Origin of the sequence: Rathayibacter sp. AY1D2 (assembly GCF_002932695.1) — a bacterium.
Classification (GTDB): Bacteria; Actinomycetota; Actinomycetes; order Actinomycetales; family Microbacteriaceae; genus Rathayibacter.
The window spans coordinates 20,635-45,970 of the sequence record NZ_PSVX01000016.1 but is presented as its reverse complement, the minus strand read 5'-3'; the positions used below and the strand labels follow the sequence as shown (position 1 = coordinate 45,970).

Genomic DNA, 25,336 nt, shown 5'->3' with positions numbered 1-25,336 from the left:
GCCGCGCGATTAGTGTCGGCGCGACATGCCACCTGCATCCCCTCTCCCGCCCGCGTCCGCCGACGCCACCGCCTCTCCCGTGCTGCTCGATCCGCCTCCCGCTCCGGACCGGCGCCCGCGGACGACCCTCCCGCCGCGAGAGGTCGGCCCGTCGTCCCGGAATCGGCGCGCCGCTCCTCCGCTCCGCCAGACGGAGGCCGCCACCGGCACCTCCGCGGAACGGCTCTGACATGGGCCGCCACGCCGACGACGCCCTCCTCCGCCGCCCGACCGCCTCTCGTCCCTCCGTCATCGCCGCGACCCGCGTCACCGACGCTCCGGAGACCCGCGGGCGGCCGTCGCGCGTGCCGGCGGATCCCGCTCAGCGGCGGCACGAGCGGATCGTCCTCGTCTTCCTCGCGGTGCTCCTGGCGCTGAGCGTCGTGCAGCTCTACACCCTGGGCCCCGTCACCGCTCCGGTCGCCTGGAGCCTGCTCTTCCTCCCGTACTCCGTGGCGCGGCTGCGCGGCGGGCGGATCGACCGGTTCGTGGTCGTGGTCCTCCTCGTGATCGCCGGCACCCTCTTCGCGCTCACCTACTCCGGAGCACGCGCGGCCGCGCTGCGCGACGTGGTCTCCGTCGTCTCCTTCCTCACTCCGTACCTGGCCGTCCGCGGGCTCGGCGACGGCGCCTGGCGTGTCGTCGGCCGCGCCCTCAACTGGGCGGCGCCCGTGTTCCTCCTCCAGGTGACGCTCACGATCCTCTTCCAGCTCGATCCCGTGCAGGAGACCGCCTACCTCCGGTGGCCGGACGCGGTGCTGTTCTCCGACATCTACGTGCGGGACATCTTCACGACGTCCTTCAACAACGTCCTGCAGGAGAAGTCGGGAGGGTTCTTCCTCAACGGCAACATCGCCTCGATGTACATGGCCACGACCGGCGCGCTGGCCTTCGCCGTCTGGAGACGGCAGCGGGGGAGGCTCCTCCTGCTCGTCGCCGTCGCCGGGCTGGTCGGCGCCCTCTTCACGCTGTCCAAGACCGCGATCGTCCTCGCGATCGTCCTGCCCCTGCTGGTCGCCGCGATCCGCGGACTCAAGGGACGCAGCCTGGGTCCGGTCGCTTGGATGATCACCATCCCCTCCGGGATCACGGCCGTGTACGCCGTCGCTGTGTCCTTCCCTCAGCTGGCGGAGGCGGGCCTGCTCACGCTCGGGGCCCGCGGCGACTTCCTGCGCCTGGCTGCGAGTGCGTTCCCCGACAACTGGCTGCTGGGGCTGGGGTACGGCGGATGGCAGGAGCTGTGGCTGGCGCGCGGGTCGCAGTTCACCCAGCACAGCGAGCCGCGCCCGCCTCACAACCTCCTCGTCACCGCGTGGACCAACGGCGGGCTCCTGATCGCGCTCCCCGTCCTCGCGTTCCTCCTCCTCGCCACCGTCGCCGTCGTGCGCCTGCTCCTCCGGGTCGCCCGGAACGAGGCCGTCGCCGTCGGGGCGCTCGCCGTCGCCGTCCTCTGGACGTTCCTGCACGGGATGGCCGACAACACCGCCTGGTTCGGCGATCAGCACTCGCTCGCGACGCTCGCCGTCTCCGTGGCGCTCTTGGGCGTCCTGTCGGCGGAGGCGCCCGCCACGCCAGGCCGAGTGCCTCACGGAAGCGCTCCGGCGGCCTCGGCCGGCGCGGGTCGGGCGCCGCTGCGACGGCCGCCGAGCCCCGGCCTCGGGCGGCGCTGACGCGACCGCCGCGCCGCAGCCGGTCCGGACACGGACCGCGCCGGTATCATCGACCCGTTATGGCACGCATCTACGACTGCTCCGTCGACACGGACCTCCTGACCGGCACCCGTCTCGCGCGGACGGCCATCGGCCGCGGCGAGCTCGTGGTGATCCCCACCGACACCGTCTACGGCGTCGCGGCCAACGCGTTCGACGCCGCCGCGGTCCAGCGCCTGCTCGACGCGAAGGGACGGACGAGGCAGTCGCCGCCGCCCGTCCTGATCGGGGACGTGGCCGCCCTCGACGCCCTCGCCGAGAACGTGCCGGAGGCGGTGCGCGACCTCGCGCGCGAGTTCTGGCCCGGCGGGCTCACCATCGTCCTGCACGCCCAGCCCTCACTGGTCTGGGACCTGGGCGAGACGCGCGGGACCGTGGCGCTGCGCATGCCGGACAACCCGGTGACGATCGAGCTCCTCGCCGAGACCGGCCCGCTGGCGGTCTCCTCCGCCAATCGCACGGGGCGGCCCTCGGCCACGACCGCACAGGAGGCGTTCGACCAGCTCGGCGACTCCGTCGACGTCTATCTCGACGCCGGCGCCGCCGGATCGCGCTACAGCGACCGCCCCGCGGGCGCCAGCGAGTCCTCGACGATCGTCGACGCCACAGCGCTGAGCTTCGAGGGCGGCACCCTGCGCATCCTGCGCCAGGGCGTCGTGTCGGCCGAGCGGATCCGCGAGGTCGTCGGCGACCTGCTGCCGGATCCGGACGCGCCCCGTGCCGAGACGTCGGAGCGCGACGCCTCGACGGCCGGCGCGGCGCAGGCCGAGGACCAGCAGGAGCCCGACGGGACCGCGACCGGCAGCGATCCGTACGCCTTCGAGCGGACCCCGACAGCGCGCCCCGACTGGGCCTCCGGCGCCCGCCTGCAGGACGACTCCGCTCCCGGCGATTCTGCGCCCGTCGATTCCGCCGATGCGACGGACCCTGGCTCGTCGAGCACGAACGCGCCGACGACCGGCACCGGCGCCGCCCGCACCGACTCCGCTCCGGGTGAGTAACCGGTGATCACCTTCGCCCTCGTCTCGCTCGCGGTCGCGCTCGTGACCGGAGCGCTGTCGTGGGTCATCTGGAAGCTGAGCCTGAAGTACCGGCTCTACCCGAAGATCCGCGTCAGGGACATGCACACGCGGCCGACCCCCCGCCTGGGCGGCATCGCGATGTTCCTCGGGATCCTCGTCGGCTTCGGCATCGCCTCCCAGCTGCCCTACTTCCGGCTGGTGTTCGCCAATCCCGAGCCGATCCTCGCGATCCTCGGCGCGAGCCTGCTCATCGTCCTCATCGGCGTCGCCGACGACATCTGGGACCTGGACTGGACCACGAAGCTGGCCGGTCAGCTGATCGCCGCCGGCCTGATCGCCTGGAAGGGCGTGCAGATCGTCTCCCTGCCGATCGGCGGCCTGACCGTCGGCTCGCCGTGGATGTCGCTGATCATCACCGTGCTCGCGATCGTCCTGGTCACCAACGCTCTCAACTTCATCGACGGCCTCGACGGCCTCGTGGCGGGCGTCGCCCTGATCGCCAACGGGGTCTTCTTCCTCTACAGCTACCTGCTGGTGCAGCAGACCTCGCCCACCGACTACTTCAACCTGGCCTCGCTCATCGCGGTCCTGCTCGTCGGCGCCTGCGCCGGATTCCTCCCCATCAACTGGCGTCCGGCGCGGATGTTCATGGGCGACAGCGGCGCACTGCTGATCGGGATGCTGATGGCCACCTCCGCGATCGCGGTCACCGGCCAGATCGACCCGGCCCAGCTCGCGGCGAAGGAGCTCCTGCCCGCGTTCATCCCGATCATCCTGCCGTTCGCGATCCTCGTGGTGCCGCTGATGGACTTCGGCCTCGCTGTGATCAGGCGCCTGCGCGCGGGAAAGTCGCCGTTCAGCGCCGACCGGAAGCACCTGCACCACCGCCTGCTCGACATGGGGCACTCCCACCTGCACGCCGTGCTGATCTTCTACGCGTGGACCGCCGTCGTCGCCGTCAGCTGCCTGCTGATGTTCGTGGTCGACGTGCTGTGGGTCCCGCTCGTCTTCCTCGGAGTCGGTCTGCTGGTCTGCACCGTCGTCACGCTCGCCCCGCTCAGCCGCCGCAAGCGGCTCGAGGCGGCGGCGCAGTCCGCGGAGGCCTCACCCGTCCTCGACCCCCTCGACCGCGCGTCCTCGACGGAGCTGCTCCGTCCGCCGGCCGGACTCCCGATCGACCGGGACACGACAGCGCCGACCACGGCGCGGAAGGAAGCATCATGACCGGAGCCTCCCCGGCCACCCCCCGTCCGCAGCCCGCGTCCGTCCCAGTCCTGCGCCGCGCGCTGGTCGTGGGCGGCCTCTTCGTGCTCGCCCTGGCCGTTCTCGGCACCGTCGTCGGCGGGATCGCCGCCGGGGGAGAGGGCGCGATCGGAGCCCTCCTCGGCGCGATCGTCGGCGGCGTGATGGTGCTCCTCACCGCCGCGAGCATCCTCGTCGCCAACCGCCTCGACATCGGCGGGTTCTTCGCCGTCGTCCTCGGCACGTGGCTCGCCAAGTTCGTGCTGTTCGTGATCGCCGCCCTGGTCCTGCGCGATCAGCCGTGGCTGAACAGCACCGCGATGTTCGTCACGATCATCGTCGCCGTCCTGGGGTCCCTGGTGATCGACGTCCTCGTCGTCTCGCGCTCGCGCATGCCGAACGTCAGCGACATCGCTCGATGAGGACGAGCCGAACGGTTCCTGAGAGGACCACGATTCGGCTCTCAGGCCGTTCTGTTGCTACAGTAGGGACGAATCCCGCAGGCGAACGTGTCCTCAGATCGTCTCATCGTTGATGGCGGTCGTCGAGCACGATCGCCGTCCGAGCGGAAAACCCCACCTTTCGTCGTCGCGAGAGCGTTGCGTCCGAATGATTCGATTCGGTCGGCTGCAACGTGCCACGCCCCGAATTCCAGGAGCTAGCGCTGTTTGCTAACGCTGTGACCCTGTTGGTCTCGTCCTCGACCGGTGAGAGTGACTTCCACACCCCGTCGATCTCCGAGTTCTTCCCGCCCGGTTTCCTTTTCGAGGGAACCCCTTTCGAGATCAACCGCGTCATGCTGGTCCGCTTCATCGCGGTCATCGCACTGATGCTGTTCTTCTGGCTCGGGACGCGCAAGCTGCGCCTCGTCCCCGGCCGCTTCCAGAACGTCGTCGAGCTCGCGTTCGACTTCGTCCGCGTCACCATCGCCAAGGACATCCTCGGCGAGAAGGACGCGCGCCGGTTCCTCCCGATCCTCGTGACGATCTTCTTCGCGATCATCTCGATGAACCTGACCGGCATCGTCCCGTTCCTGAACATCGCGGGGACCTCCGTGGTGGGCATGCCGCTCTTCCTCGGCCTGGTCGCCTACGTGACGTTCATCTACGCGGGCATCAAGGACCGGGGGATGGGCTTCTTCAAGAACGCCCTGTTCCCGCCCGGAGCGCCGTTCCTGATCTACTTCATCCTCACGCCGATCGAGCTGCTGCAGACGTTCATCATCCGTCCGCTCTCGCTCGCACTGCGGCTCGTGATGAACATGATCGTCGGCCACCTCCTGCTGGTGCTGTGCTTCTCGGCCACGCAGTTCTTCCTCTTCAGCTCCCAGATCGACCCGGGCTTCAAGCTCTTCGGCGTCGTGACCTTCGCCTTCGGCGGTGCGTTCACGCTCTTCGAGCTCCTCGTCGCCGTGCTGCAGGCCTACATCTTCACCCTCCTCGCTGCGGTCTACATCCAGTTGGCCGTCGCCGAGGAGCACTGACCCCACTACTCACGGGCTCCCGCCCGTTCTCACGATCACCCCACTGAAAGGACCCACTCGTGGACTCAGTCACCGTTCTCGCCGAACTCACCGGCAACATCGCGACGGTCGGTTACGGCCTCGCAGCGATCGGCCCCGGCATCGGTGTCGGCATCGTCGCGGGCAAGACCGTCGAGGCCATGGCGCGCCAGCCCGAGATGGCCGGCCGCCTCCAGACCACGATGTTCCTCGGCATCGCGTTCACCGAGGTGCTCGCGCTCATCGGCCTCGCCACCTACTTCATCTTCGCGGCGTAGTCGTGTTCAGCACCGCTGTGAACATCGCTGCGGAAGAAGGTGACGTCCCCGCGGTCATTCTGATCCCGGAGTTCTACGACTTCTTCTGGTCGGGGGTGATCTTCCTCATCCTGCTGTTCTTCTTCTGGAGGCTGGTCCTGCCGCGCCTGCAGAAGATGCTCGACGCGCGCTCCGCCGCGATCGAGGGGAACATCGCGAAGGCCGACGAGGCCCAGCGACAGGCCGAGGCCGCCCTCGAGAAGTACACCGCCCAGCTGGCCGAGGCCCGCGCCGAGGCCGGAGTGATCCGCGAGAAGGCGAACGCCGACGGCAACGCGATCGTGGCGGCGAAGAAGGAGCAGGCGCAGGTCGAGGCCGAGCGCATCCTCCACAACGCGCACGCCCAGATCGAGGCGGACCGTCAGGCCGCCGTGGTCTCGCTCCGCTCCGAAGTCGGAACCCTCGCCATCGACCTCGCCTCCGGCGTGATCGGCGAGAGCCTCAACGACGACGCGAAGGCGTCCGCGATCGTGGACCGCTTCCTCGCCGACCTCGAGGCCTCGGAGAAGGCGAACAACTGATGGGCAGCGCGTCCAGGCAGGCACTCGCATCGGCGAAGGCGGAGCTCTCCGCCCTCGCCGGTCAGGCGTCCCTCGACACGGCCCAGCAGCTCTTCGAGGCCGCACGGGTCATCGACGGCCAGGCGCAGCTGCGCGCGGCCCTCGCCGACCCGAGCGCCGACTCGAGCAGCAAGCAGGCTCTCGTCGCCCGCGTGTTCGGTCCCTTCGGCGAGCCGGCCAAGCGCCTGCTCACCGTGATCGTCGGCCACCGCTGGTCGAGCCCGAGCGACATGGTCGCCGGGGTCGAGGAGGTCGGGGTCCGCGCGATCGCGTCCTCCGCTCCGGAGGGCGTCAACCTCGAGAAGGAGCTCCACTCCTTCGGCGAGGTCGTCGCCTCCGACGCCCAGCTCGAGCTCGCGCTCGGCAGCAAGCTCGCCGCCGCCGACTCGAAGGTCGCGCTCGTGCAGCGCCTCCTCGAGGGCAAGGCCGCGGCCGAGACGCTGGCGATCCTCCGACAGCTGATCGCGTACCCGCGCGGTCGACGCATCCCGGAGCTCGTCCGCTTCGCAGCCGGCGTGGTCGCCGACCAGGGCGGGTTCATCCTCGCCACGGTCTCGGTCGCCGCACCGATCGCTCCCGAGCAGCTCGACCGGCTCCGCTCGGCGCTCACGCGCCAGTACAGCCGACCGGTCTCCGTCAACGTCGTGGTCGATCCCTCCCTCCTGGGCGGGATGCGCCTGCACGTCGGCGACGAGGTCATCGACGGAACCGTCTCCGCACGGCTGTCCGACCTGAAGCTCCAGCTCGCGTCCTGACGGGCGCACGTATCCTCAGAGGGCACTGCCCTCGACCCCCGCACCATCCAGGTCAGGCCCCGACGACCTCTTCGGCTCGCACGGACCCAACGAATAGGAATTCCCATGGCAGATATCACCATCAGCCCGGATGAGATCCGCGACGCGCTGAAGGACTTCGTCTCGTCGTACGAGCCGGGCAAGGCCTCCACCACCGAGGTCGGCTACGTCATCGACGCCGCCGACGGCATCGCCCACGTCGAGGGCCTCCCCGGCGTCATGGCCAACGAGCTCATCCGCTTCTCCAACGGCGTCCTGGGCCTGGCCCAGAACCTCGACGAGAACGAGATCGGCGTCGTCGTCCTCGGCGAGTTCTCCGGCATCGAGGAGGGCATGGAGGTCACCCGCACCGGCGAGGTCCTCTCGGTCCCCGTCGGCGACGGCTACCTCGGCCGCGTCGTCGACCCGCTCGGCAACCCGATCGACGGACTCGGCGAGATCGCCTCCGAGGGCCGCCGCGCCCTCGAGCTCCAGGCTCCCGGCGTCATGTCGCGCAAGTCGGTCCACGAGCCGCTGCAGACCGGCATCAAGGCCATCGACGCGATGATCCCGGTCGGCCGTGGCCAGCGCCAGCTCATCATCGGGGACCGCCAGACCGGCAAGACGGCCATCGCGATCGACACGATCATCAACCAGAAGGCCAACTGGGAGTCGGGCGACACGAACAAGCAGGTCCGTTGCATCTACGTCGCCATCGGCCAGAAGGGCTCGACCATCGCCTCGGTGAAGGGCGCGCTCGAGGACGCCGGAGCGATGGAGTACACGACCATCGTCGCGTCCCCCGCCTCCGACCCCGCCGGCTTCAAGTACCTCGCCCCCTACACCGGCTCGGCCATCGGCCAGCACTGGATGTACGGCGGCAAGCACGTCCTGATCATCTTCGACGACCTGTCGAAGCAGGCCGAGGCCTACCGCGCCGTGTCGCTGCTCCTGCGCCGCCCGCCGGGACGCGAGGCGTACCCGGGTGACGTCTTCTACCTGCACTCCCGTCTGCTGGAGCGCTGCGCGAAGCTGTCCGACGAGCTCGGCGCCGGCTCGATGACCGGTCTCCCGATCATCGAGACCAAGGCGAACGACGTCTCGGCCTACATCCCGACCAACGTGATCTCGATCACCGACGGCCAGATCTTCCTCCAGTCCGACCTCTTCAACGCCAACCAGCGTCCCGCGGTCGACGTGGGCATCTCGGTCTCGCGGGTCGGCGGCGACGCGCAGGTCAAGTCGATCAAGAAGGTCTCCGGCACGCTGAAGCTCGAGCTGGCGCAGTACCGCTCGCTCGAGGCCTTCGCGATGTTCGCCTCCGACCTCGACGCCGCCTCGCGCCGTCAGCTCGCCCGCGGCGCCCGCCTGACCGAGCTGCTCAAGCAGCCGCAGTACTCGCCGTACCCCGTCGAGGAGCAGGTCGTCTCGATCTGGGCCGGAACGAACGGCAAGCTCGACGAGGTCCCGGTCTCCGACGTGCTGCGCTTCGAGCGCGAGCTCCTGGACTACCTGGGCCGCAACACCCAGGTGCTGAACACCCTCCGCGACACCAACGTGCTCTCCGACGACACCGTCGCCGAGCTCAACCGTGCCGTCGACGGCTTCAAGCTGGAGTTCCAGACCGGTGAGGGCAAGCCGCTCGCCTCGGTCGGGCGCGAGGAGCACCAGGCCATCGCGGCCGACGAGGTCGGCCAGGAGAAGATCGTCAAGGGCCGTCGCTGACCAGCGGCACCCCGACGATTCGCCACTTTTAGAACAACAGGAGACACATGGGAGCGCAACTCCGGGTCTACCGGTCGAAGATCCGCTCGGCCCAGACGACCAAGAAGATCACTCGGGCCATGGAGCTGATCTCGGCCTCGCGCATCCAGAAGGCGCAGAACCGCGTCGCTGCCGCGGCGCCGTACTCGAACGCGATCACGCGCGCCGTGTCCGCTGTCGCGACCTACTCGAACGTGGAGCACCCGCTCACGACCGAGCGCGAGAAGCTGGACACGGCCGCGATCGTGATCTTCACCTCCGACCGCGGCCTCGCCGGCGCGTTCTCCTCGAGCGTGCTCAAGGAGGCCGAGGAGCTGGCCGCGCTGCTGCGCAGCGAGGGCAAGGAGGTCGTCTTCTACCTGGTCGGCCGCAAGGCGAACGCGTACTTCTCGTTCCGGAAGCGGGCCAGCGTCCGCGTCTGGACGGGCGGCACCGACCAGCCCGTGTTCGAGACGGCGAAGGAGATCGCGGACGCGGTCGTCGAGTCGTACAACCTCGATGACGAGGAGGGCGGCGTGGACGAGATCCACCTCGTCTACAACCGCTTCGTCAGCATGGTCACCCAGCAGCCGACCGTCGTCCGGCTGCTGCCGCTCGAGGTCGTCGAGGGCGCCGAGGAGCAGAACAGCGAGCTGTACCCGCTCTACGAGTTCGAGCCCGACCCCGAGACGGTCCTCGACCGCCTCCTGCCCGTGTACGTCGAGAGCCGCATCTTCAACGCGATGCTGCAGTCGGCGGCCTCGGAGCACGCGGCACGCCAGAAGGCCATGAAGTCGGCGAGCGACAACGCGGACACGCTGATCAAGACCTACACGCGTCTCGCCAACAACGCCCGCCAGACCGAGATCACGCAGCAGATCGCCGAGATCGTCGGCGGCGCCGACGCCCTGTCCTCCTCCAAGTAAGAGGGCTCCGCTCCACACAGTTTCGACTCCGCCCTCCGGGAGCGGTGAGACCACAGAAGGAAGTAGCAATGACACTGACCGCACCTGAGGCGGCGACCGGGACGTCGGGCGGGGCCATCGGCCGCATCGCCCGCGTCACCGGCCCCGTCGTTGACATCGAGTTCCCCCACGACGCGATCCCCGAGGTCTACAACGCGCTCTACACGCACGTCGAGGTCGAGGGCGTCTCGAGCAAGCTGACCTTCGAGGTCGCGCAGCACCTGGGCGACGACCTCGTCCGGGCCATCTCCCTGAACCCCACCGACGGACTCGTCCGCGGCCAGGAGGTCCACGACACCGGCCTGCCGATCTCGGTCCCGGTCGGCGACGTGACCAAGGGCAAGGTCTTCAACGTGATTGGCGAGGTGCTCAACGCCGACGCCGACGGGAAGATCAACGGCGAGTCGTTCGAGATCACCGAGCGCTGGCCCATCCACCGCAAGCCCCCGCAGTTCGACCAGCTCGAGTCCAAGACCGAGCTGTTCGAGACCGGCATCAAGGTCATCGACCTGCTCACTCCGTACGTGCAGGGCGGCAAGATCGGCCTGTTCGGCGGCGCGGGCGTGGGCAAGACCGTCCTCATCCAGGAGATGATCCAGCGCGTCGCGCAGGACCACGGTGGAGTGTCGGTGTTCGCCGGCGTCGGCGAGCGCACCCGTGAGGGCAACGACCTCATCGCCGAGATGGAGGAGGCGGGCGTCTTCGACAAGACCGCGCTCGTCTTCGGCCAGATGGACGAGCCGCCGGGAACGCGTCTGCGCGTCGCCCTGTCGGCACTGACCATGGCGGAGTACTTCCGCGATGTGCAGAAGCAGGACGTGCTGCTCTTCATCGACAACATCTTCCGCTTCACGCAGGCCGGCTCGGAGGTGTCGACCCTCCTGGGCCGCATGCCCTCCGCGGTGGGCTACCAGCCGAACCTCGCCGACGAGATGGGTGTGCTCCAGGAGCGCATCACCTCGACGCGCGGACACTCGATCACCTCGCTGCAGGCGATCTACGTCCCCGCCGACGACTACACGGATCCGGCGCCGGCGACCACCTTCGCCCACCTCGACGCGACCACCGAGCTCTCCCGCGAGATCGCGTCGAAGGGCCTCTACCCGGCAGTCGACCCGCTCACGTCCACCTCGCGCATCCTCGACCCCCGGTACCTGGGCGCCGACCACTACCGCGTGGCGACGAACGTGAAGCAGATCCTGCAGAAGAACAAGGAGCTGCAGGAGATCATCGCGATCCTCGGTGTCGACGAGCTGTCGGAGGAGGACAAGATCACGGTGTCGCGTGCGCGCCGGATCCAGCAGTTCCTGTCGCAGAACACCTACATGGCGAAGAAGTTCACGGGTGTCGAGGGCTCGACCGTCCCGCTGAAGGACACGATCGAGTCGTTCGACGCGATCACCAAGGGCGAGTTCGACCACGTGGCCGAGCAGGCGTTCTTCAACGTCGGCTCGATCTCGGACGTCGAGGAGAAGTGGACCCAGATCCAGAAGGAGAACGGCTGATCATGGCCGGGACCCTGAAGGTCAGCGTCGTGTCCGCGAACGCCGAGGTGTGGTCCGGAGAGGCGAAGCAGCTCACGGCTCGCACCGTCGAGGGCGAGATCGGCATCCTCGCCGGCCACGAGCCGATGCTCGCGATCCTCGCCACCGGCGAGGTGCGCGTCACGGCCCTGGACGGAACGCGTCTCACCGCGCAGGCCGACGACGGCTTCCTGTCCGTCGAGAACGACGTGGTGACCGTGGTCGCCCGTCAGGCATCGCTGGTCTAGTACACCGCCGCTCACCGCGGCACGGAGGGGCCGGACGATCATCGCGATCGTCCGGCCCCTTCGTCGTGCCGCCCGTCCCTCTTCTCCGAAGGAGTCCTGTGCACGTCCTGCTGCCACCGTCCGAGACGAAGCGCGACGGCGGCGACGAGCCGTTCGTGCTCGAGTCGCTCGCCTTCCCCGAGCTCCACCCGAAGCGGCGCGAGCTGGCGGAGGCGCTGATCGCGCTGGCCGGGGACCGCGAGCTCTCGGCCCGGGCGCTGAAGCTCGGTCCGCGTCAGCTCGGCGAGATCGATCGCAACGCGGCGCTCGCGACCGCGGCAGGCCTCCCCGCGGTCGACCGCTTCGACGGGGTGCTCTTCGATGCGCTCGACGCGCGCAGCCTCGATCCCGGTGCACGGGAGGTGCTCGGTCGGACGGCGATCGTGCAGTCCGCGCTCTGGGGGCCGATCCGCGCCCTCGACCTGATCCCTGCCTACCGTCTGTCCCACGACTCCCGCGTCCCGGGGAGGCCGCTCAAGCGCTGGTGGGCAGCGGAGGCCGGGCGGGTGCTGAGCGCGCTCGACGGGCTCGTCCTCGATCTGCGGAGCGAGGCGTACGCGGCGCTCGGACCGGTTCCCGCGGGCGAGGGGCGGTTCTTCGTCCGCGTCCGCTCGCGCGGGGCCGACGGCGCCCTCCGGTCGCTGAACCACTTCAACAAGCAGGGCAAGGGGCGCTTCGTCAGGGCGCTGGCGGAGGACCGGGTGGCGACGGAGTCACTCGGCGAGCTCTCGGCGTGGGCGGCCGGGCGCGGGTTCCTGCTCGCCGAGAACCGGCACACGGGAGAGCTCGATCTCGTCGTGCCGGAGTCGTAGGCGTCAGCGTCGGCGCCAGCAGCCGGTGAGGTGATCGTCGACGACTCCGGCCGACTGCATCAGCGCGTACGCGGTGGTCGGTCCGACGAAGCGGAGCCCCGCGGCCTTCAGCGCTCGCGCGAGCGCCGTCGACCCGGGCGTCGTCGCAGGGACGTCGGCGGCTCGGACCACCCGGTCCTCGACGTCCGGATCGTGGAAGGACCACACGAGCTCGTCGAGCGCGCCCTCGCCTCTCTGCTCGAGGAGCGCGAGCACGGCCCGGGCGTTGTCGCGGGTGGCGATGATCTTCGCGCGGTTCCGGATGATGCCGCTGTCCTCCATCAGCCGCTCGACATCGGTGTCGTCGTAGCGGGCGACCCGGGCCGGATCGAAGCCGTCGAAGGCCTCGCGGAACCTCGGCCGCTTGCGGAGGATCGTGATCCAGGAGAGGCCGGACTGGAACGCCTCGAGGGAGATCTTCTCGAACAGCAGGCGATCTCCGTGCAGCGGGGTGCCCCATTCCTCGTCGTGGTAGCGGCGGTACTCCGGATCCGCGCCGCTCCAGGCGCAGCGGATCAGGCCGTCCTCTCCCTCGACGAGTCCGTCGGCCGTGCTCATCGGTGGGGGATCCCCTCGTGATCGAGAAGCCAGGCTTTCGTGGCGACGCCCTCGCCCGCGCTGAAGCCGGTGATCCGTCCGTCGCTCGCGAGGACGCGGTGGCAGCCCACGATGATCGGCACCGGGTTCGCACCGACCGCTCCGCCGATGGGCCGGCCCGCCCGGGGGCGACCGGCGGCCGTGCCCAGTGCGCCGTAGGAGGTGATCTCCCCGAAGCCCAGAGCCTGGAGCCGCTGCCAGATCTCGAGCTGGAAGGGCGTGCCGCGCAGAGCGACCGGCAGATCGAAAGAGCGGCGGGTCCCGTCGAAGTACTCGTCCAGCTGCTCGACGGCCCGCAGGAGCACCGGGAGGTCCGACTCCGGGAGGTGCTCGTGCGGGAGCAGACCGGCCTGCTCGATGGCGAGCGAGACGATCGCATCGCCGTCGCTGCCCACCTCGATGCGGCCGAGGGGGCTCGTCGTCCGTCGGACGTGAAGGGGAGTCGTTCTCATGCGTCGAGAGTATCCGCGGGACTCCCCACCGACCGGCGGGAATCGGACACCGGTGCAGAACTCGGCCGATCGGTCCCTGTGGAGGGATTCCTGGGGGCCGGAGGGCGCCATCCGTGCGCCGGCGATTCGGTGTCGATGGGACCTCTCCCTCCACAGGCGGCGATCTCGAGATCCTTCCGATGATCCCGAGGGCCGTCGCTCCCGGCGGGTGCGAGGGTCGGCAGGATCGCAGCATGACCTCCTCAGCGATCTTCCTCCACCCCGCTCCCGCCTCGCGTGTCCCGGCCTCACCCGACGACGCCGCCCTGTTCCACGCCGCTCACGGATCCCAGCGGGGTGCGGCCGAGGCGAGCCTCGTGCTCGTCCCGTTCCGGGCCGGAGCGCCGAGCGGCTCGCTCCGCTTCGAGCTGTCGGGGGCGGATCCGTCCCTGATCGCGCGGGCCAGCCTCGGTGCGCTCGGCCGGTTCGGGCGGGTGCAGCGAGCACTCGCGCTGGTGCATCCCGGCGAGGCGGGTCCGGAGTCGTGCGAGGGACTCGTCGCCGCCCTCGAGGAGCGTGCGCGCCGGCTCCCCGGCCTCGCCCTCCGCGTCGCCGTGCTCCCGTCGTCCGGCCGCGACGACGGGCTCGAGGCCGGCGACCGGGACGACCCGCGAGCGGCGGCCGCCGCGGTCGACCGTCTCCTCGACCGCCACCCGCGGGCCGAACTGCCCGACGTGCTGTTGCACGGTGTCGACGACCTCGTCCGGCGAGCTCTCGCCGGTCCCGATCCCGAGGTCCGGCCGGCGGGCCTGGCTGCGCTCGTCGTGGCCGTGCAGCGCAGCCGCGGTGCGGACCGCGTGCTGCGGTCGGCGCGGAGCGGTGACCCCGGCGCGTCGGGAGCGCTCGCCCCGCTGCTCCGCCGTGCCGCCGTCGTCGCACCCGCGAGTGAGCGAGCCGGAGTGCTCGTCCTCCTCGCCCGGATCCTGGCCGGTGAGGGCCGTGCCGACGAGGCCGGACGGCTCGCCGACGAGGCCGTCGCTCTCGATCCGCACCACGCAGGTGCGCGCCGAGTCGCGGCCGCACTCGCCGCCGATCGTCGGGAGCGCGCCGCGTGAGGGCGCTAGAGCCGCGACCAGGCCTCGGTGAGCACGCTCCGGAGGATCTGCTCGATCTCGTCGAACTCGCGCTGGCCGATGGTGAGCGGCGGCGCGAGCTGGACGACGGGATCGCCGCGGTCGTCCGCCCGGCAGTACAGCCCCGCGTCGAAGAGCCCCTTCGAGAGGAATCCGCGCAGCAGCCGCTCCGACTCGTCCTCGTCGAACGTCTCCTTCGTCGCCTTGTCCTTCACCAGCTCGATGCCGAAGAAGTAGCCGTCGCCCCGGACGTCGCCGACGATCGGCAGGTCGAGCAGCTTCTCGAGCGTGGACCGGAAGACGGGCGAGTTCTCTCGCACGCGCTCGTTCAAGCCCTCCTCCTCGAAGATGTCGAGGTTCTCGAGCGCGACCGCGGCCGAGACGGGGTGGCCGCCGAAGGTGTAGCCGTGCGGGAAGACGACCTGACCGTGGCGGAAGGGCTCGTAGATCCGATCGCTGACGATCGTCGCGCCGATGGGGGAGTAGCCGCTGGTCATCCCCTTCGCGCAGGTGATCATGTCCGGCACGTAGCCGTACTCGTCGCAGGCGAACATGTGCCCGATGCGGCCGAACGCGCAGATCACCTCATCGGACACCAGCAGCACGTCGTGCTTGTCGCAGATCTCGCGGACCCTCTGGAAGTACCCGGGAGGGGGCGGGAAGCAGCCGCCCGAGTTCTGCACGGGCTCCAGGAACACGGCGGCCACCGTGTCCGGCCCCTCGAACTCGATCATCTCCTCGATGCGGTTCGCCGCCCACAGGCCGAACGCCTCCAGGTCGTCGCCGTGCTCGGGAGCCCGGTAGAAGTTGGTGTTGGGGACACGGAAGCCGCCCGGCACCAGCGGTTCGAACATCGACTTCATCCCGGGGATGCCCGTGATCGCGAGCGCTCCCTGGGGAGTGCCGTGATACGCGACCGAGCGCGAGACGACCTTGTGCTTGCCCGGCTTGCCCTGCAGCTTCCAGTAGTGCTTGGCGAGCTTGAAAGCCGTCTCCACAGCCTCGCCGCCGCCGGTCGAGAAGAAGACCCGGTTCAGGTCGCCCGGCGCGTGGTCGGCGAGCCGGTCGGCCAGCTCGATCGCCGAGGGGGTCGCGTAGGACCAGAGCGGGAAGAAGGAGAGCTCGGACGCCTGCTTCGCCGCGGCCTCCGCCAGTCGGCGCCGCCCGTGTCCCGCATTGACGACGAAGAGGCCGGACAGGCCGTCGAAGTACTTGCGCCCGGTGCTGTCCCAGATGTGGTGTCCCTCGCCGCGAGTGATGATCGGCACGCCCGCGCCCGAGTCCATCGTCGACTGACGGGTGAAGTGCATCCAGAGGTGGTCCTTCGCCTTCTTCTGCAGGGAGGCGTCGTCGATCCCCCCTGGCGCGTCGGTCCCGCGGACGGGATCGCCCGACTCGAGGCCGGAGGTCGAGAAGGCTGTCTCGGTGGTCATCTTTTACCGCGTTCCCCAGTTGTAGAACTGCTTGTGGAGCTTCAGATAGACGAAGGTCTCGGTCGAGAGCACGCCGGGAAGCGACCGGATCTCCTGGTTGAGCAGGGCGATCAGATCGTCGTCGTTCTCGCACACGACCTCGGCGAGGATGTCGAAGGAGCCGGCTGTCAGCACGACGTAGTCGACGGCGGGGATGGAGGCGAGCCGGTCCGCGACGTCGCGGGTGTCGCCGGTGACGCGCACACCGATCATCGCCTGGCGGTAGAAGCCGAGCTGCATCGGATCCGTCACCGCGACGATCTGCATGACGCCCGACTCCGTGAGCTTCTGCACCCGCTGCCGGACGGCCGCCTCGCTCAGGCCCACGGCCTTGCCGATCTCGGCGTACGAGCGCCGACCGTCCGCCTGCAGCTGCTCGATGATCGCCTTCGACACCTCGTCGAGCTGGACAGGACGCTGAGAGGGTGGGCGAGACGGGGCCATGCGGCGATTCTGGCAGTCCACGGGGGCCCGGGCAAGTGGATCCGCACGTCGGAGCTCGCTCCGGCATCGGATCCGGTGGTCTAAGCGTGGTCCCGTCTGCGCGACGGACATCGGGCGACAGCGATGGCGGCCGGCTCGGCGGAGGGCCGTCAGCGACTACCATCGGGAGGCGGCCGGGCACCCCTGGAGCCGGCGGTCACGGGCCGTCGGACCGGACGGGCGCGGGCCACGGGGATGCGAGGAGCAGCGATGACGCAGATCGGCCGCAGCCGCGCGTCCGTCACCGTCCCCGTCTCCGCCTGGAGCTCCGACGCGCCCTCGGCCGAAGTGACCCTCGGCTGGGCCGCGCGCACCGAGACCGGCCACGTGCGCAGCGCGAACGAGGACAGCTACCTCGCCAAGAGCCCGCTCTTCGCTGTCGCCGACGGGATGGGCGGGCACGCGGCAGGAGAGGTCGCCAGCGACGCGGTCGTGTCGCGCCTGTCCACCGCGGCGCTCGGCGCGACCGTCGGAGCGGAGGAGATCGACCGGGCGCTTCGGGAGGCGGTCGGGGACATCGCCCGGCAGTCGCACACGGCCGACGTCGGCACCGGGACCACGGTCACCGGGATCGCGCTCACGGTGGTCGGGGGAGAGCCCTACTGGTCCGTCTTCAACATCGGCGACTCGCGCGTGTACCTGAGCGTCGCCGGGACCCTCGTGCAGCTCACCGTGGACCACTCCATCGTCCAGGAGCTGGTCGACGCGGGCCTGATCTCCCGCGACGAGGCCGACGTGCATCCGCACAGCAACGTGATCACCCGCGCGGTCGGCTTCCACGAGGCGCCCGTCCCCGACTACCGGCTCGTGCCCGTCCTCGCCGGATCGCGTCTGCTGATCTGCTCGGACGGACTCACGAAGGAGCTGACCGATGCCGGCGTCGGCCACCTGCTCAGCGGCACCGGCTCCGCTCAGGAGGCGGCCGACGCCCTGGTCGACGCCGCGCTGGACAACGGCGGGCGCGACAACGTCACCGTGATCGTCGTCGACGTCCTCGCGGTCACCGGCGACGAGGAGGCCGGCGCACCGGTCTGACGAGCAGCGCTCCGGCATGGGACGGCCGCGGTGGCGGTGCCGCCGGACCGCCCGCACGCGCCGAACGGCCGTACGACGGTCCTGCGCCTGCCGGTTCGCGTCGGGTTCGGCCGGCTCGGGGCTCCCCGCGCCGGCGCTGGGTACGATGGTGAGCGGAAGGGCGTTCTCGGTGATCTGCAGCACGTGTGGCTCCAACCTCGCTCCCGGGGCGATCCTCTGCGGCGAGTGCGGTTCGTCGGTGGCGGCGCATGCCACGACGGGTGCGTCCCGCCCCTCGTCCTCCGGCGACACGACGGTCCTCGATCCGTCCCGCCGTGCCTGGCTGCCGGGCCTGGCCCCTGGCCGGCACCGGCGTCCCGCCCCCGGCGCTCCGATGGCGCCGCCCTCGCAGGGGCTCGTGCGCCTCAGCTTCGCGACCGGGCAGCACGCGATCGTGACCGGCAACGGCCTGATCGGACGCCAGCCGCTCCCGGACCCCAACGAGACGTTCCGGCACATCCTCGCGATCCCGGATCCGTCGCGATCCCTCTCCAAGACCCACCTCGAGTTCGGCTTCGACGAGGGCGGGCTCTGGGTCAGGGACCGCTGGTCGGCCAACGGGTCCGTGCTGGTCGCACCGACCCAGGCGCCGCTCCCGCTCGAGGCCGGCCGCCGCTACCGCGCGAAGCTCGGCAGCCGGATCCTGCTCTCCTCGGTCGAGATGGCGGTCGAGCGCGTCGACGGGTCCGCCGGCGGCTCGGGACGCCCGCCCCTCACCCGCTGACGGCACGGCCTCCGGGGACCGAATCGGCGGTCGACACGGCCTCCGGGTGCGGAATTCGTGACGATCATGTTTCCGGATGAGCGTTCTCCTCCGTTCGCCGTGACAGGCGGATGAGCGCTGTGCCAGTATTTCCCCACGTTCGGCCCCCGAGGCACGAGCCCCGACGCAGTCAGGAGCCCCCGCCATGACCCGTCCCCTCCCGAGGGATCCCGTCCTCCGCCGGGCCGTCGCCGCGGCACGCTCCCACGAGCGCGAGCGCCGGGCGGTCCTCTCGCGTCGGGCGGTCCTCGGCGGGATCGGCCTCGGAGCGGGTGCCCTCGCCCTGGCCGCCTGCGCCCCGCAGACCCGTGCCGCTCCGACCGCCGCCGCCGACGGATCGGCCGGCGACCCGCGCCTGGTGTGGGACAACTGGCCCGCCTACATGGACGAGGACGACGACGGGAACCACCCCACGCTCCAGGGCTTCGAGGAGCAGACGGGCATCGCGGTGACCTACAACGTCGCCGTCGACGACAACAACTCCTACTACGGCAAGGTGAAGGACCAGCTCGCGCTCGGGCAGTACATCGGCGCCGACACGGTCTGCCTGACGGAGTGGATGGTCTCGCGCCTGGTCCGCCGCGGCTACGTGCAGGAGCTCGACCACGCGAACATCCCGAACATCGCCAACCTCACGCCCTCGCTGGCGAACCCCGACTTCGATCCGGGCCGCCGGCTCTCCCTCCCGTACCAGGCGGGGTTCTCGGGCATCTGCTGGAACAGGGAGAAGCTGCCGAAGGGCCTCTCGAGCATCGAGGAGCTGTGGGATCCGTCGCTCCGCGGCCGCGTCGGCGTGCTGAGCGAGATGCGCGACACGATCGGGCTCATCATGCTCGCTCAGGGGACGGACATCGCCGGCTCCTGGGGCGACGACGAGTACATGAACGCGATCGACGTCTTCCGCGAGCAGGTCGACGCCGGACAGATCCGCAACATCAAGGGGAACGCGTACCTCAACGACCTGCAGAACGAGGACACCCTCGCGGCGATCTGCTGGTCCGGCGACATCACCCTGATCAACGCCGAGGCCGGCGACAAGTGGGAGTTCGCCTTCCCCGACTCGGGCGGCGCGCTCTGGAACGACACCTTCGTGGTCCCGATGGGCTCCGAGCGCAAGGCCAACGCCGAGGCCCTGATGAACTACTACTACGAGCCCGAGGTCGCCGCCGAGGTGGCCGCCTGGGTCAACTACATCACCCCCGTGGATGGAGCGAAGGACGTCATGGAGAGCATCGATCCGGAGCTGGCCGAGAACCAGCTGATCTTCCCCGACGAGGACACGCTCGCGCAGGCGCACGTGTTCCGGACCCTGACCGCCGCGGAGGAGAAGGAGTACCAGGCCGAGTTCCAGAAGGTGCTCCTGGGCATCTGATGGCGATCGGGACCTTCGCCGAGAGCGGCGCCGACCTCCAGCTGGTCGGGATCAGCAAGCAGTACCCGGGCTTCACGGCCATCGACTCCCTGGACCTCACCATCCCCGCGGGCTCCTTCTTCGCCCTGCTGGGCCCCTCGGGCTGCGGCAAGACGACGACGTTGCGCCTGGTCGCCGGGCTCGAGGAGCCCTCCGCCGGCCGGATCCTCATCGGCGGGCGGGACGTCACCGAGACGAAGACGTACCAGCGGCCCGTCAACACCGTGTTCCAGTCGTACGCGCTGTTCCCGCACATGTCGATCCTCGAGAACGTCGCCTTCGGCCTGAAGCGGCGGAGGATCGCCGACCCCGTCGGCAAGGCGCACGAGGCGCTCCGTCTGGTCGAGCTCGACCACCTCGCCCAGCGCCGCCCCGCGCAGCTCTCCGGTGGTCAGCAGCAGCGGGTCGCCCTCGCGCGCGCCCTCGTCAACCGGCCCGCCCTGCTCCTGCTCGACGAGCCGCTCGGCGCCCTCGACCTCAAGCTCCGCCGGCAGATGCAGCTGGAGCTCAAGTCGATCCAGGAGGAGGTGGGCCTCACCTTCCTCCACGTCACGCACGACCAGGAGGAGGCCATGACGATGGCCGACACCGTCGCGGTGATGAACAAGGGCAGGATCGAGCAGATGGGCGCGCCGGAGGAGCTCTACGAGCTCCCGCGCACCGCGTTCGTCGCGAACTTCCTCGGCCAGTCCAACCTCTTCACGGGTGAGGTGGTCGGCAGCACCGACCGCGCACTCACCGTCGACGCGGGCGGGCACCGGATCGTCGTGCCCGTCGCCCGCTGCGCCCGCACGAGCGGGGAGATCACGGTCGGCGTCCGCCCCGAGAAGCTCCTGCTGCTGACGCAGGAGCCGCCGGCGGACTCCGGCCGGAACGTGCTCGGGCCCGGTCGCGTGGTCGACGTCTCCTTCAGCGGGGTCAGCACCCAGTACACGATCCGGATGCCGGGCCTGGGCCCGGTGGTCGTCTTCGCGCAGAACATGGTCTTCGGGCCGGTCGTCGGCGAGGGAGCGGAGGTGTGGGTCGGCTTCAGCACCGAGCACGGCTTCGGACTCGCGGACGAACCGGGCTCGGTCCCGCGCTTCGAGGCGGACGACTCCACCAGCGCCATCGCCGTGCAGCGCCGGGGGCTCCTGGCCGGTCGCAGCGGGGGAGCGTAGGCATGGCCTTCGCCGCCTTCGCCACGGGGCAGGCGGATCCTCAGGACGCTCCGGTCCGCCGGCGGTCGACGATCGCGCTCGTCCTGCTGCTGCCGGGCATCGCCTACATGCTGCTGTTCTTCCTGGCGCCGCTCATCTCGCTCGTGCTCACGTCCTTCCAGGCCGAGGTGCCGGACGGGGACATCGGCGAGTACGCCCCCGGGTTCGCCTGGCAGAACTACCTCGTGGTGATGGGCGACTACTGGCCGCACGTGCTCCGCTCCTTCGGCTACGCGCTGATCGCGACGGTGCTCGCGCTGGTGATCAGCTACCCGCTGGCCTACTTCATCGGAGTGAAGGCGCGGCCCTGGCCGCTGCTGCAGAACCTGCTCCTCACGCTGGTGATCGCGCCCTTCTTCATCAGCTTCCTGCTCCGGACGCTGGCGTGGAAGCAGATCCTCGCGGACGAGAGCCCGCTCGTGCAGGCGCTCAAGGCCGTGGCGGTCCTGCCGAGCGACGGCCACCTCACGGGGACGCCGATCGCCGTGATCTTCGGCATCACCTACAACTTCATCCCGTTCATGACGCTGCCGCTGTACACGACGCTCGAGCGCCTCGACGTGCGCTTCCTGGAGGCAGGGTCGGATCTCTACGCGCACCCCGCCTCCGTGTTCTGGAGCGTGACCGTCCCCCTGTCGATGCCGGGCATCGTCTCGGGCACGCTGCTGACGTTCATCCCCGCGGCTGGCGACTACATCAACGCGAGCCGGGACTTCCTCGGCTCGTCGCAGACCTCGATGGTGGGCAACGCGATCGAGGCGAACTTCCTCACGCTCGAGAACTACCCGGCGGCCGCCGCGCTCTCGATCGTGCTGATGGCCGTGATCCTGGTCATCGTCGGCTTCTACGTGAAGCGCAGTGGAACGGAGGACCTCCTGTGACCGCGACGGCCGACCGTCCGCTCGCGAGCGCCCAGGAGGCGCTCGGCGCGCCGCCCCCCGCCCCGATCCGGGGCCGCCGCCGCTTCCGGGGCCTCGGGCTCGGCGTCTACACGGCGCTGGCGCTGCTCTTCCTGCTCATCCCTATCGGGTACACCTTCGTCTTCTCCTTCAACGACTCGGGGAAGAGCAACCTCGCCTGGCGCGGGTTCACCCTCGACAAGTGGGTGTCGGCCTGGACCAGCGAGGAGGTGATGACCGCCTTCGGGAACAGCCTGCTGGTCGGTGTGATCGCCACCGTGCTGGCCACTGCGCTCGGCACCATGATCGCCATCGCGCTCGTGCGGTTCCGCTTCCGGTTCCGGTCGGCGATCAGCCTGCTGCTGTTCCTCCCCATGGCGACTCCGGAGGTGGTGCTCGGAGCCGGCCTCGCCGCGCAGTTCCTCAGCGTGGGCGCCGAGAAGGGGCTGGTCACGATCGTGCTGGCGCACACGATGTTCTGCATCAGCTTCGTCGTGGTCACCGTGAAGGCGCGGGTGGCGAGCCTGGACCCGAAGCTGGAGGAGGCGGGACGCGACCTCTACGCGTCGCCGAACCAGGTCTTCTGGCGGATCACCTTCCCGCTGCTGCTGCCCGGCATCCTCGCCGCGGCGCTGCTCTCGTTCGCGCTGAGCTTCGACGACTTCATCATCACGAACTTCAACTCCGGATCGGTCACCACGTTCCCGAAGTACATCTACATCGCGGCGGCGCGCGGCATCCCGGCGGAGGCGAACGTCATCGCGTCGGCGGTGTTCGTCCTGGCGATCCTCGTGGTGGTGATCACGCAGGTCTCCGCGGCGGCCCGGGCGAAGCGCCTCACGCGCGAGCAGTAGCTCAGGGTGTGCCGGGAGGTGCGGTCAGACGTAGGAGGCACGGATCGCGCCGACCGGGCGCCCGCCGCCCGACACGACCGGGTTCAGCCGCACCAGCACGTCGTTCGCCGCGGTCCGGTCCACCGCGTCCGCCTCGACCAGGAGCTTCAGCGCGACCACGGTCGCGGCGCGCAGGCTCCCGTCGAGGATCTTCAGGGCGACGGTGGTGCCGTCGGGCGAGGCCATCACGAGCACGCCCTCGGCGCCGAGCTTGGCGACCAGGCCCAGGCGCTCGATCACGACGGTGTTGTCCCGGCCCGGGCCGTCGATCGCCCACGCGTTCTCGAGGATCGCGGCCGTGAGGACGCCGGCCTGGCGGTAGAGGCCGAACGGTGAGGCGGGGGAGGAGGACACGATCCGCGAGACGCCCTTCGCCAGCGCGGTCAGAGGAAGGGCGTGCACGGGAGCTCCGCAGCCGTCGATCCCCGAGGCCACGACGCGCTCGCCGGTGAGGCGCTCGATCGTGTCGACGATGTGCTGCTGCAGCGGGTGCGTCCGCTCGAGGTAGTCCTCGGTGCTCCAGCCGTTCTGCACGCAGGCCAGCAGCATCGCCGCGTGCTTGCCCGAGCAGTTCATGTAGAGCGGGTCCGGAGTCGCGCCCGCCCGCAGCAGCTGAGCGCGGGTCCCGGAGTCGCCGGGCCAGTCGGCCGGGCACTGCAGGGCGGTGTGGTCCAGGCCGGCGCGGAAGAGCAGGTTCTGCACCAGCGCCACGTGCTGGGGGATGCCGGCGTGGCTCGCGGTGGCGATGACCGCCTCCGCGCCGTTCAGCTCGACTCCGGCGGTCATCACCGCGAGGGCCTGGAACGGCTTGAGGCAGGAGCGGGGGAAGACGGGAGCCGTCGGGGTGCCGAGGCTGCGGGCGACGCGGCCCTCGGAGTCGAGGAGGACGGCGGAGCCGGCGTGGCGCGACTCGACGAACCCGGATCGCTCGACGACGGCCAGCTCGACGGACTCGGCGACGGTGAAGGTTCCTGCTGGCATCCCCCCATCCTGCCCGATGCGCCGACCGGTCCCGCGCTCCCGGAGACGCCGAAGGCCACCGGGGAGCGCCTCGGCGCCCGCGGTGGCCTTCGGAGGATCGCGCCTAGAGGGTGGCGAACGCGTCGGCGATGACCGACACGGCGTCGTCGAGCAGCTCGTCGGTGAGGGCGAGGCTCGGCAGGAAGCGGACCACGTTGCCGTAGGTGCCGGCGCTCAGCACGAGGACCCCGTGCTGGGCGGCGTAGTCGATGATCGCCTGGACCGCGACGGCGTTCGGCTCCTTCGTGGTGCCGGCGGTGCCGGGCTGCACGAGCTCCATCGCCATCATCGCGCCGATGCCGCGGACGTCGCCGATGATGTCGTAGCGCTCCTGCAGGCCTCGCAGCGCCGCGCCCAGGCGGGCGCCGATCCGGTCGGCCTCGGCGAGGAGGCCCTCGCGCTCGATGCGCTCGAAGACCGCGACGGCGGCGGCGGCGGCGACGGGGTTCCCGCCGAAGGTGCCGCCCAGTCCGCCGGCCTGCGCCGAGTCCATGATCTCGGCGCGGCCCGTCACACCCGCGAGCGGCAGGCCGCCGGCGATGCCCTTGGCCGAGAGGACGAGGTCGGGGACGAGGCCGAGGTGCTCGCTGGCGAACCAGGCGCCGGTGCGGGCCATGCCCGACTGGATCTCGTCGGCGACGAAGACGATGCCGTTGGCCGTGCACCACTCCTGCAGTGCCGGGAGGAAGCCGTCGGCGGGGACCATGAAGCCGCCCTCGCCCTGGATGGGCTCGGCGACGAGGCAGGCCAGGGCGGACGCGCCGACGGTCTTCTCGAGGTACGAGATCGCGCGCTGGGCGGCCTCGGCTCCCGACAGGCCGTCGTGGTACGGGTACGAGCTCGGCGCACGGTGGACGTCGCTGGCGAAGGGTCCGAAGCCCAGGCCGTAGGGCAGCGCCTTGAAGTTCATGGCCATCGTGAGGTTCGTGCGTCCGTGGTACGCGTGGTCGAGCACCGCGACGCCGGGGCGGCCGGTGTGCTTGCGCGCGATCTTGACGGCGTTCTCGACCGCCTCGGCACCGGAGTTGACCAGGACGGTCTTCTTGGCGAAGTCGCCGGGGGTGTGCTGGGCCAGCAGCTCCGCGACGCGGATGTAGGGCTCGTACGGAGTGACGGTGAAGAGGGTGTGCGTGAGGCGCGCGAGCTGCTCCGCGGCGGCCGCGACGACGGAGTCGTCGGTGTGCCCGATCGTCGTCACGCCGATGCCGGCGCCGAGGTCGATGAAGCTGTTGCCGTCGACGTCGACCAGGATCGCGCCGTGCGCGCGGTCGATGTAGACGGGGAGCGCGGTGCTGACGCCGGTGGGCACGACGGCGAGGCGGCGCTCGTGCAGGGCCCGGGATCGCGGCCCGGGGATCTCGGTCGCGACGCGCCGCTCCTGGGGGACTGCGGACGTGGGAACCTGGGGGGCGAGCGTGTCTGTCATGGT

25 protein-coding genes and 1 pseudogene are annotated in these 25,336 nt (G+C 70.3%); 20 read left to right on the top strand and 6 right to left on the bottom strand.

Annotation, left to right across the window (positions count from 1 at the left end):
* Positions 1-230 precede the first annotated feature (230 nt).
* The 13 genes and pseudogenes from C5D04_RS06085 (at position 231) to C5D04_RS06025 (ending at position 12,493) form a co-directional block, all read left to right on the top strand.
* On the top strand, positions 231-1,709 hold the full coding sequence (locus C5D04_RS06085; RefSeq protein WP_104347398.1) for an O-antigen ligase: 1,479 nt from the start codon (positions 231-233) through the stop codon (positions 1,707-1,709).
* A gap of 59 nt (positions 1,710-1,768) precedes the next feature.
* Positions 1,769-2,449: pseudogene (locus tag C5D04_RS06080) on the top strand (L-threonylcarbamoyladenylate synthase); the annotation flags it as partial.
* A gap of 303 nt (positions 2,450-2,752) precedes the next feature.
* Positions 2,753-3,994 carry an MraY family glycosyltransferase gene (locus C5D04_RS06075; RefSeq protein WP_181065442.1) on the top strand — a complete coding sequence of 414 codons (1,242 nt, stop codon included), beginning with the start codon at positions 2,753-2,755 and terminating at the stop codon, positions 3,992-3,994.
* Positions 3,991-4,434 (top strand): hypothetical protein, encoded by a 444-nt coding sequence (locus tag C5D04_RS06070; protein ID WP_104223021.1) that lies wholly within the window; start codon positions 3,991-3,993, stop codon positions 4,432-4,434. Before C5D04_RS06075 ends, C5D04_RS06070 begins: the two co-directional genes overlap by 4 nt.
* Positions 4,435-4,691: 257 nt before the next feature.
* Positions 4,692-5,495, top strand: coding sequence for a F0F1 ATP synthase subunit A (gene atpB / locus C5D04_RS06065; protein WP_068254016.1), 804 nt, complete (start codon positions 4,692-4,694; stop codon positions 5,493-5,495).
* 59 nt (positions 5,496-5,554) lie between these two features.
* Positions 5,555-5,791: an ATP synthase F0 subunit C gene (locus C5D04_RS06060; protein ID WP_055794702.1), complete on the top strand. Its 237-nt coding sequence runs from the start codon at positions 5,555-5,557 to the stop codon at positions 5,789-5,791.
* Positions 5,792-5,793: 2 nt separating this feature from the next.
* Positions 5,794-6,351 carry a F0F1 ATP synthase subunit B gene (locus tag C5D04_RS06055; protein ID WP_244229449.1) on the top strand — a complete coding sequence of 186 codons (558 nt, stop codon included), beginning with the start codon at positions 5,794-5,796 and terminating at the stop codon, positions 6,349-6,351.
* Positions 6,351-7,145, top strand: coding sequence for a F0F1 ATP synthase subunit delta (locus C5D04_RS06050; protein WP_104347396.1), 795 nt, complete (start codon positions 6,351-6,353; stop codon positions 7,143-7,145). The genes C5D04_RS06055 and C5D04_RS06050 overlap by 1 nt, the downstream gene beginning before the upstream one ends.
* Before the next feature lie 105 nt (positions 7,146-7,250).
* Positions 7,251-8,888 (top strand): F0F1 ATP synthase subunit alpha, encoded by a 1,638-nt coding sequence (atpA, locus tag C5D04_RS06045; protein WP_104232702.1) that lies wholly within the window; start codon positions 7,251-7,253, stop codon positions 8,886-8,888.
* A gap of 47 nt (positions 8,889-8,935) precedes the next feature.
* Positions 8,936-9,832: a F0F1 ATP synthase subunit gamma gene (locus C5D04_RS06040; protein ID WP_104223024.1), complete on the top strand. Its 897-nt coding sequence runs from the start codon at positions 8,936-8,938 to the stop codon at positions 9,830-9,832.
* Between the two features lie 68 nt (positions 9,833-9,900).
* Entirely contained in the window at positions 9,901-11,376 is a 1,476-nt protein-coding gene (gene atpD / locus C5D04_RS06035) for a F0F1 ATP synthase subunit beta (protein WP_104223025.1), read from the top strand.
* Positions 11,377-11,378: 2 nt separating this feature from the next.
* Complete coding sequence (locus tag C5D04_RS06030; protein WP_104223026.1) at positions 11,379-11,642, top strand: F0F1 ATP synthase subunit epsilon; 264 nt, start codon at positions 11,379-11,381, stop codon at positions 11,640-11,642.
* Positions 11,643-11,740: 98 nt separating this feature from the next.
* Positions 11,741-12,493 (top strand): YaaA family protein, encoded by a 753-nt coding sequence (locus C5D04_RS06025; protein WP_104232700.1) that lies wholly within the window; start codon positions 11,741-11,743, stop codon positions 12,491-12,493.
* 3 nt (positions 12,494-12,496) lie between these two features.
* On the opposite strand, the gene C5D04_RS06020 is transcribed toward C5D04_RS06025, so the two are convergent.
* Both C5D04_RS06020 and C5D04_RS06015 read right to left on the bottom strand, forming a co-directional pair.
* The gene (locus tag C5D04_RS06020; RefSeq protein WP_104325317.1) at positions 12,497-13,090 is read right to left on the bottom strand and encodes a DNA-3-methyladenine glycosylase I; all 594 of its coding nucleotides are present in this window, start codon (positions 13,088-13,090) and stop codon (positions 12,497-12,499) included.
* Positions 13,087-13,581, bottom strand: coding sequence for a methylated-DNA--[protein]-cysteine S-methyltransferase (locus C5D04_RS06015; RefSeq protein WP_104223029.1), 495 nt, complete (start codon positions 13,579-13,581; stop codon positions 13,087-13,089). The genes C5D04_RS06020 and C5D04_RS06015 overlap by 4 nt, the downstream gene beginning before the upstream one ends.
* Positions 13,582-13,814: 233 nt before the next feature.
* Here C5D04_RS06015 and C5D04_RS06010 point away from each other — a divergent pair, with 233 nt between their 5' ends.
* On the top strand, positions 13,815-14,675 hold the full coding sequence (locus C5D04_RS06010) for a hypothetical protein (RefSeq protein WP_104291517.1): 861 nt from the start codon (positions 13,815-13,817) through the stop codon (positions 14,673-14,675).
* A gap of 5 nt (positions 14,676-14,680) precedes the next feature.
* Here the strand turns inward: C5D04_RS06010 and C5D04_RS06005 are convergent, their stop codons facing one another.
* Together C5D04_RS06005 and C5D04_RS06000 are read right to left on the bottom strand one after the other, a co-directional pair.
* Entirely contained in the window at positions 14,681-16,126 is a 1,446-nt protein-coding gene (locus C5D04_RS06005; RefSeq protein ID WP_104347395.1) for an aspartate aminotransferase family protein, read from the bottom strand.
* 3 nt (positions 16,127-16,129) lie between these two features.
* Positions 16,130-16,609, bottom strand: coding sequence for an Lrp/AsnC family transcriptional regulator (locus C5D04_RS06000; protein WP_104223032.1), 480 nt, complete (start codon positions 16,607-16,609; stop codon positions 16,130-16,132).
* 249 nt (positions 16,610-16,858) lie between these two features.
* Here C5D04_RS06000 and C5D04_RS05995 point away from each other — a divergent pair, with 249 nt between their 5' ends.
* The 6 genes from C5D04_RS05995 to C5D04_RS05970 all read left to right on the top strand — a co-directional run bounded on the left by C5D04_RS05995 (position 16,859) and on the right by C5D04_RS05970 (position 22,848).
* Complete coding sequence (locus C5D04_RS05995) at positions 16,859-17,683, top strand: PP2C family serine/threonine-protein phosphatase (protein ID WP_104225583.1); 825 nt, start codon at positions 16,859-16,861, stop codon at positions 17,681-17,683.
* A gap of 238 nt (positions 17,684-17,921) precedes the next feature.
* A complete protein-coding gene (locus tag C5D04_RS05990; RefSeq protein ID WP_104223034.1) occupies positions 17,922-18,446 on the top strand; it encodes a hypothetical protein in 525 nt (174 codons plus the stop codon).
* A gap of 184 nt (positions 18,447-18,630) precedes the next feature.
* Positions 18,631-19,857, top strand: a complete 1,227-nt coding sequence (locus tag C5D04_RS05985; RefSeq protein ID WP_104249589.1) for a PotD/PotF family extracellular solute-binding protein — start codon at positions 18,631-18,633, stop codon at positions 19,855-19,857.
* The gene (locus tag C5D04_RS05980) at positions 19,857-21,056 is read left to right on the top strand and encodes an ABC transporter ATP-binding protein (protein ID WP_104223036.1); all 1,200 of its coding nucleotides are present in this window, start codon (positions 19,857-19,859) and stop codon (positions 21,054-21,056) included. The genes C5D04_RS05985 and C5D04_RS05980 overlap by 1 nt, the downstream gene beginning before the upstream one ends.
* 2 nt (positions 21,057-21,058) lie before the next feature.
* A complete protein-coding gene (locus C5D04_RS05975; protein WP_104223037.1) occupies positions 21,059-21,976 on the top strand; it encodes an ABC transporter permease in 918 nt (305 codons plus the stop codon).
* Positions 21,977-22,041: 65 nt separating this feature from the next.
* Positions 22,042-22,848: an ABC transporter permease gene (locus tag C5D04_RS05970; protein ID WP_181067749.1), complete on the top strand. Its 807-nt coding sequence runs from the start codon at positions 22,042-22,044 to the stop codon at positions 22,846-22,848.
* A gap of 24 nt (positions 22,849-22,872) precedes the next feature.
* Here C5D04_RS05970 and C5D04_RS05965 read toward each other — a convergent pair whose 3' ends face one another.
* Together C5D04_RS05965 and gabT are read right to left on the bottom strand one after the other, a co-directional pair.
* On the bottom strand, positions 22,873-23,868 hold the full coding sequence (locus C5D04_RS05965) for an asparaginase (protein WP_104223039.1): 996 nt from the start codon (positions 23,866-23,868) through the stop codon (positions 22,873-22,875).
* A 103-nt stretch (positions 23,869-23,971) separates the two neighbouring features.
* The gene (gabT, locus tag C5D04_RS05960; protein ID WP_104347394.1) at positions 23,972-25,333 is read right to left on the bottom strand and encodes a 4-aminobutyrate--2-oxoglutarate transaminase; all 1,362 of its coding nucleotides are present in this window, start codon (positions 25,331-25,333) and stop codon (positions 23,972-23,974) included.
* Positions 25,334-25,336: the final 3 nt, after the last annotated feature.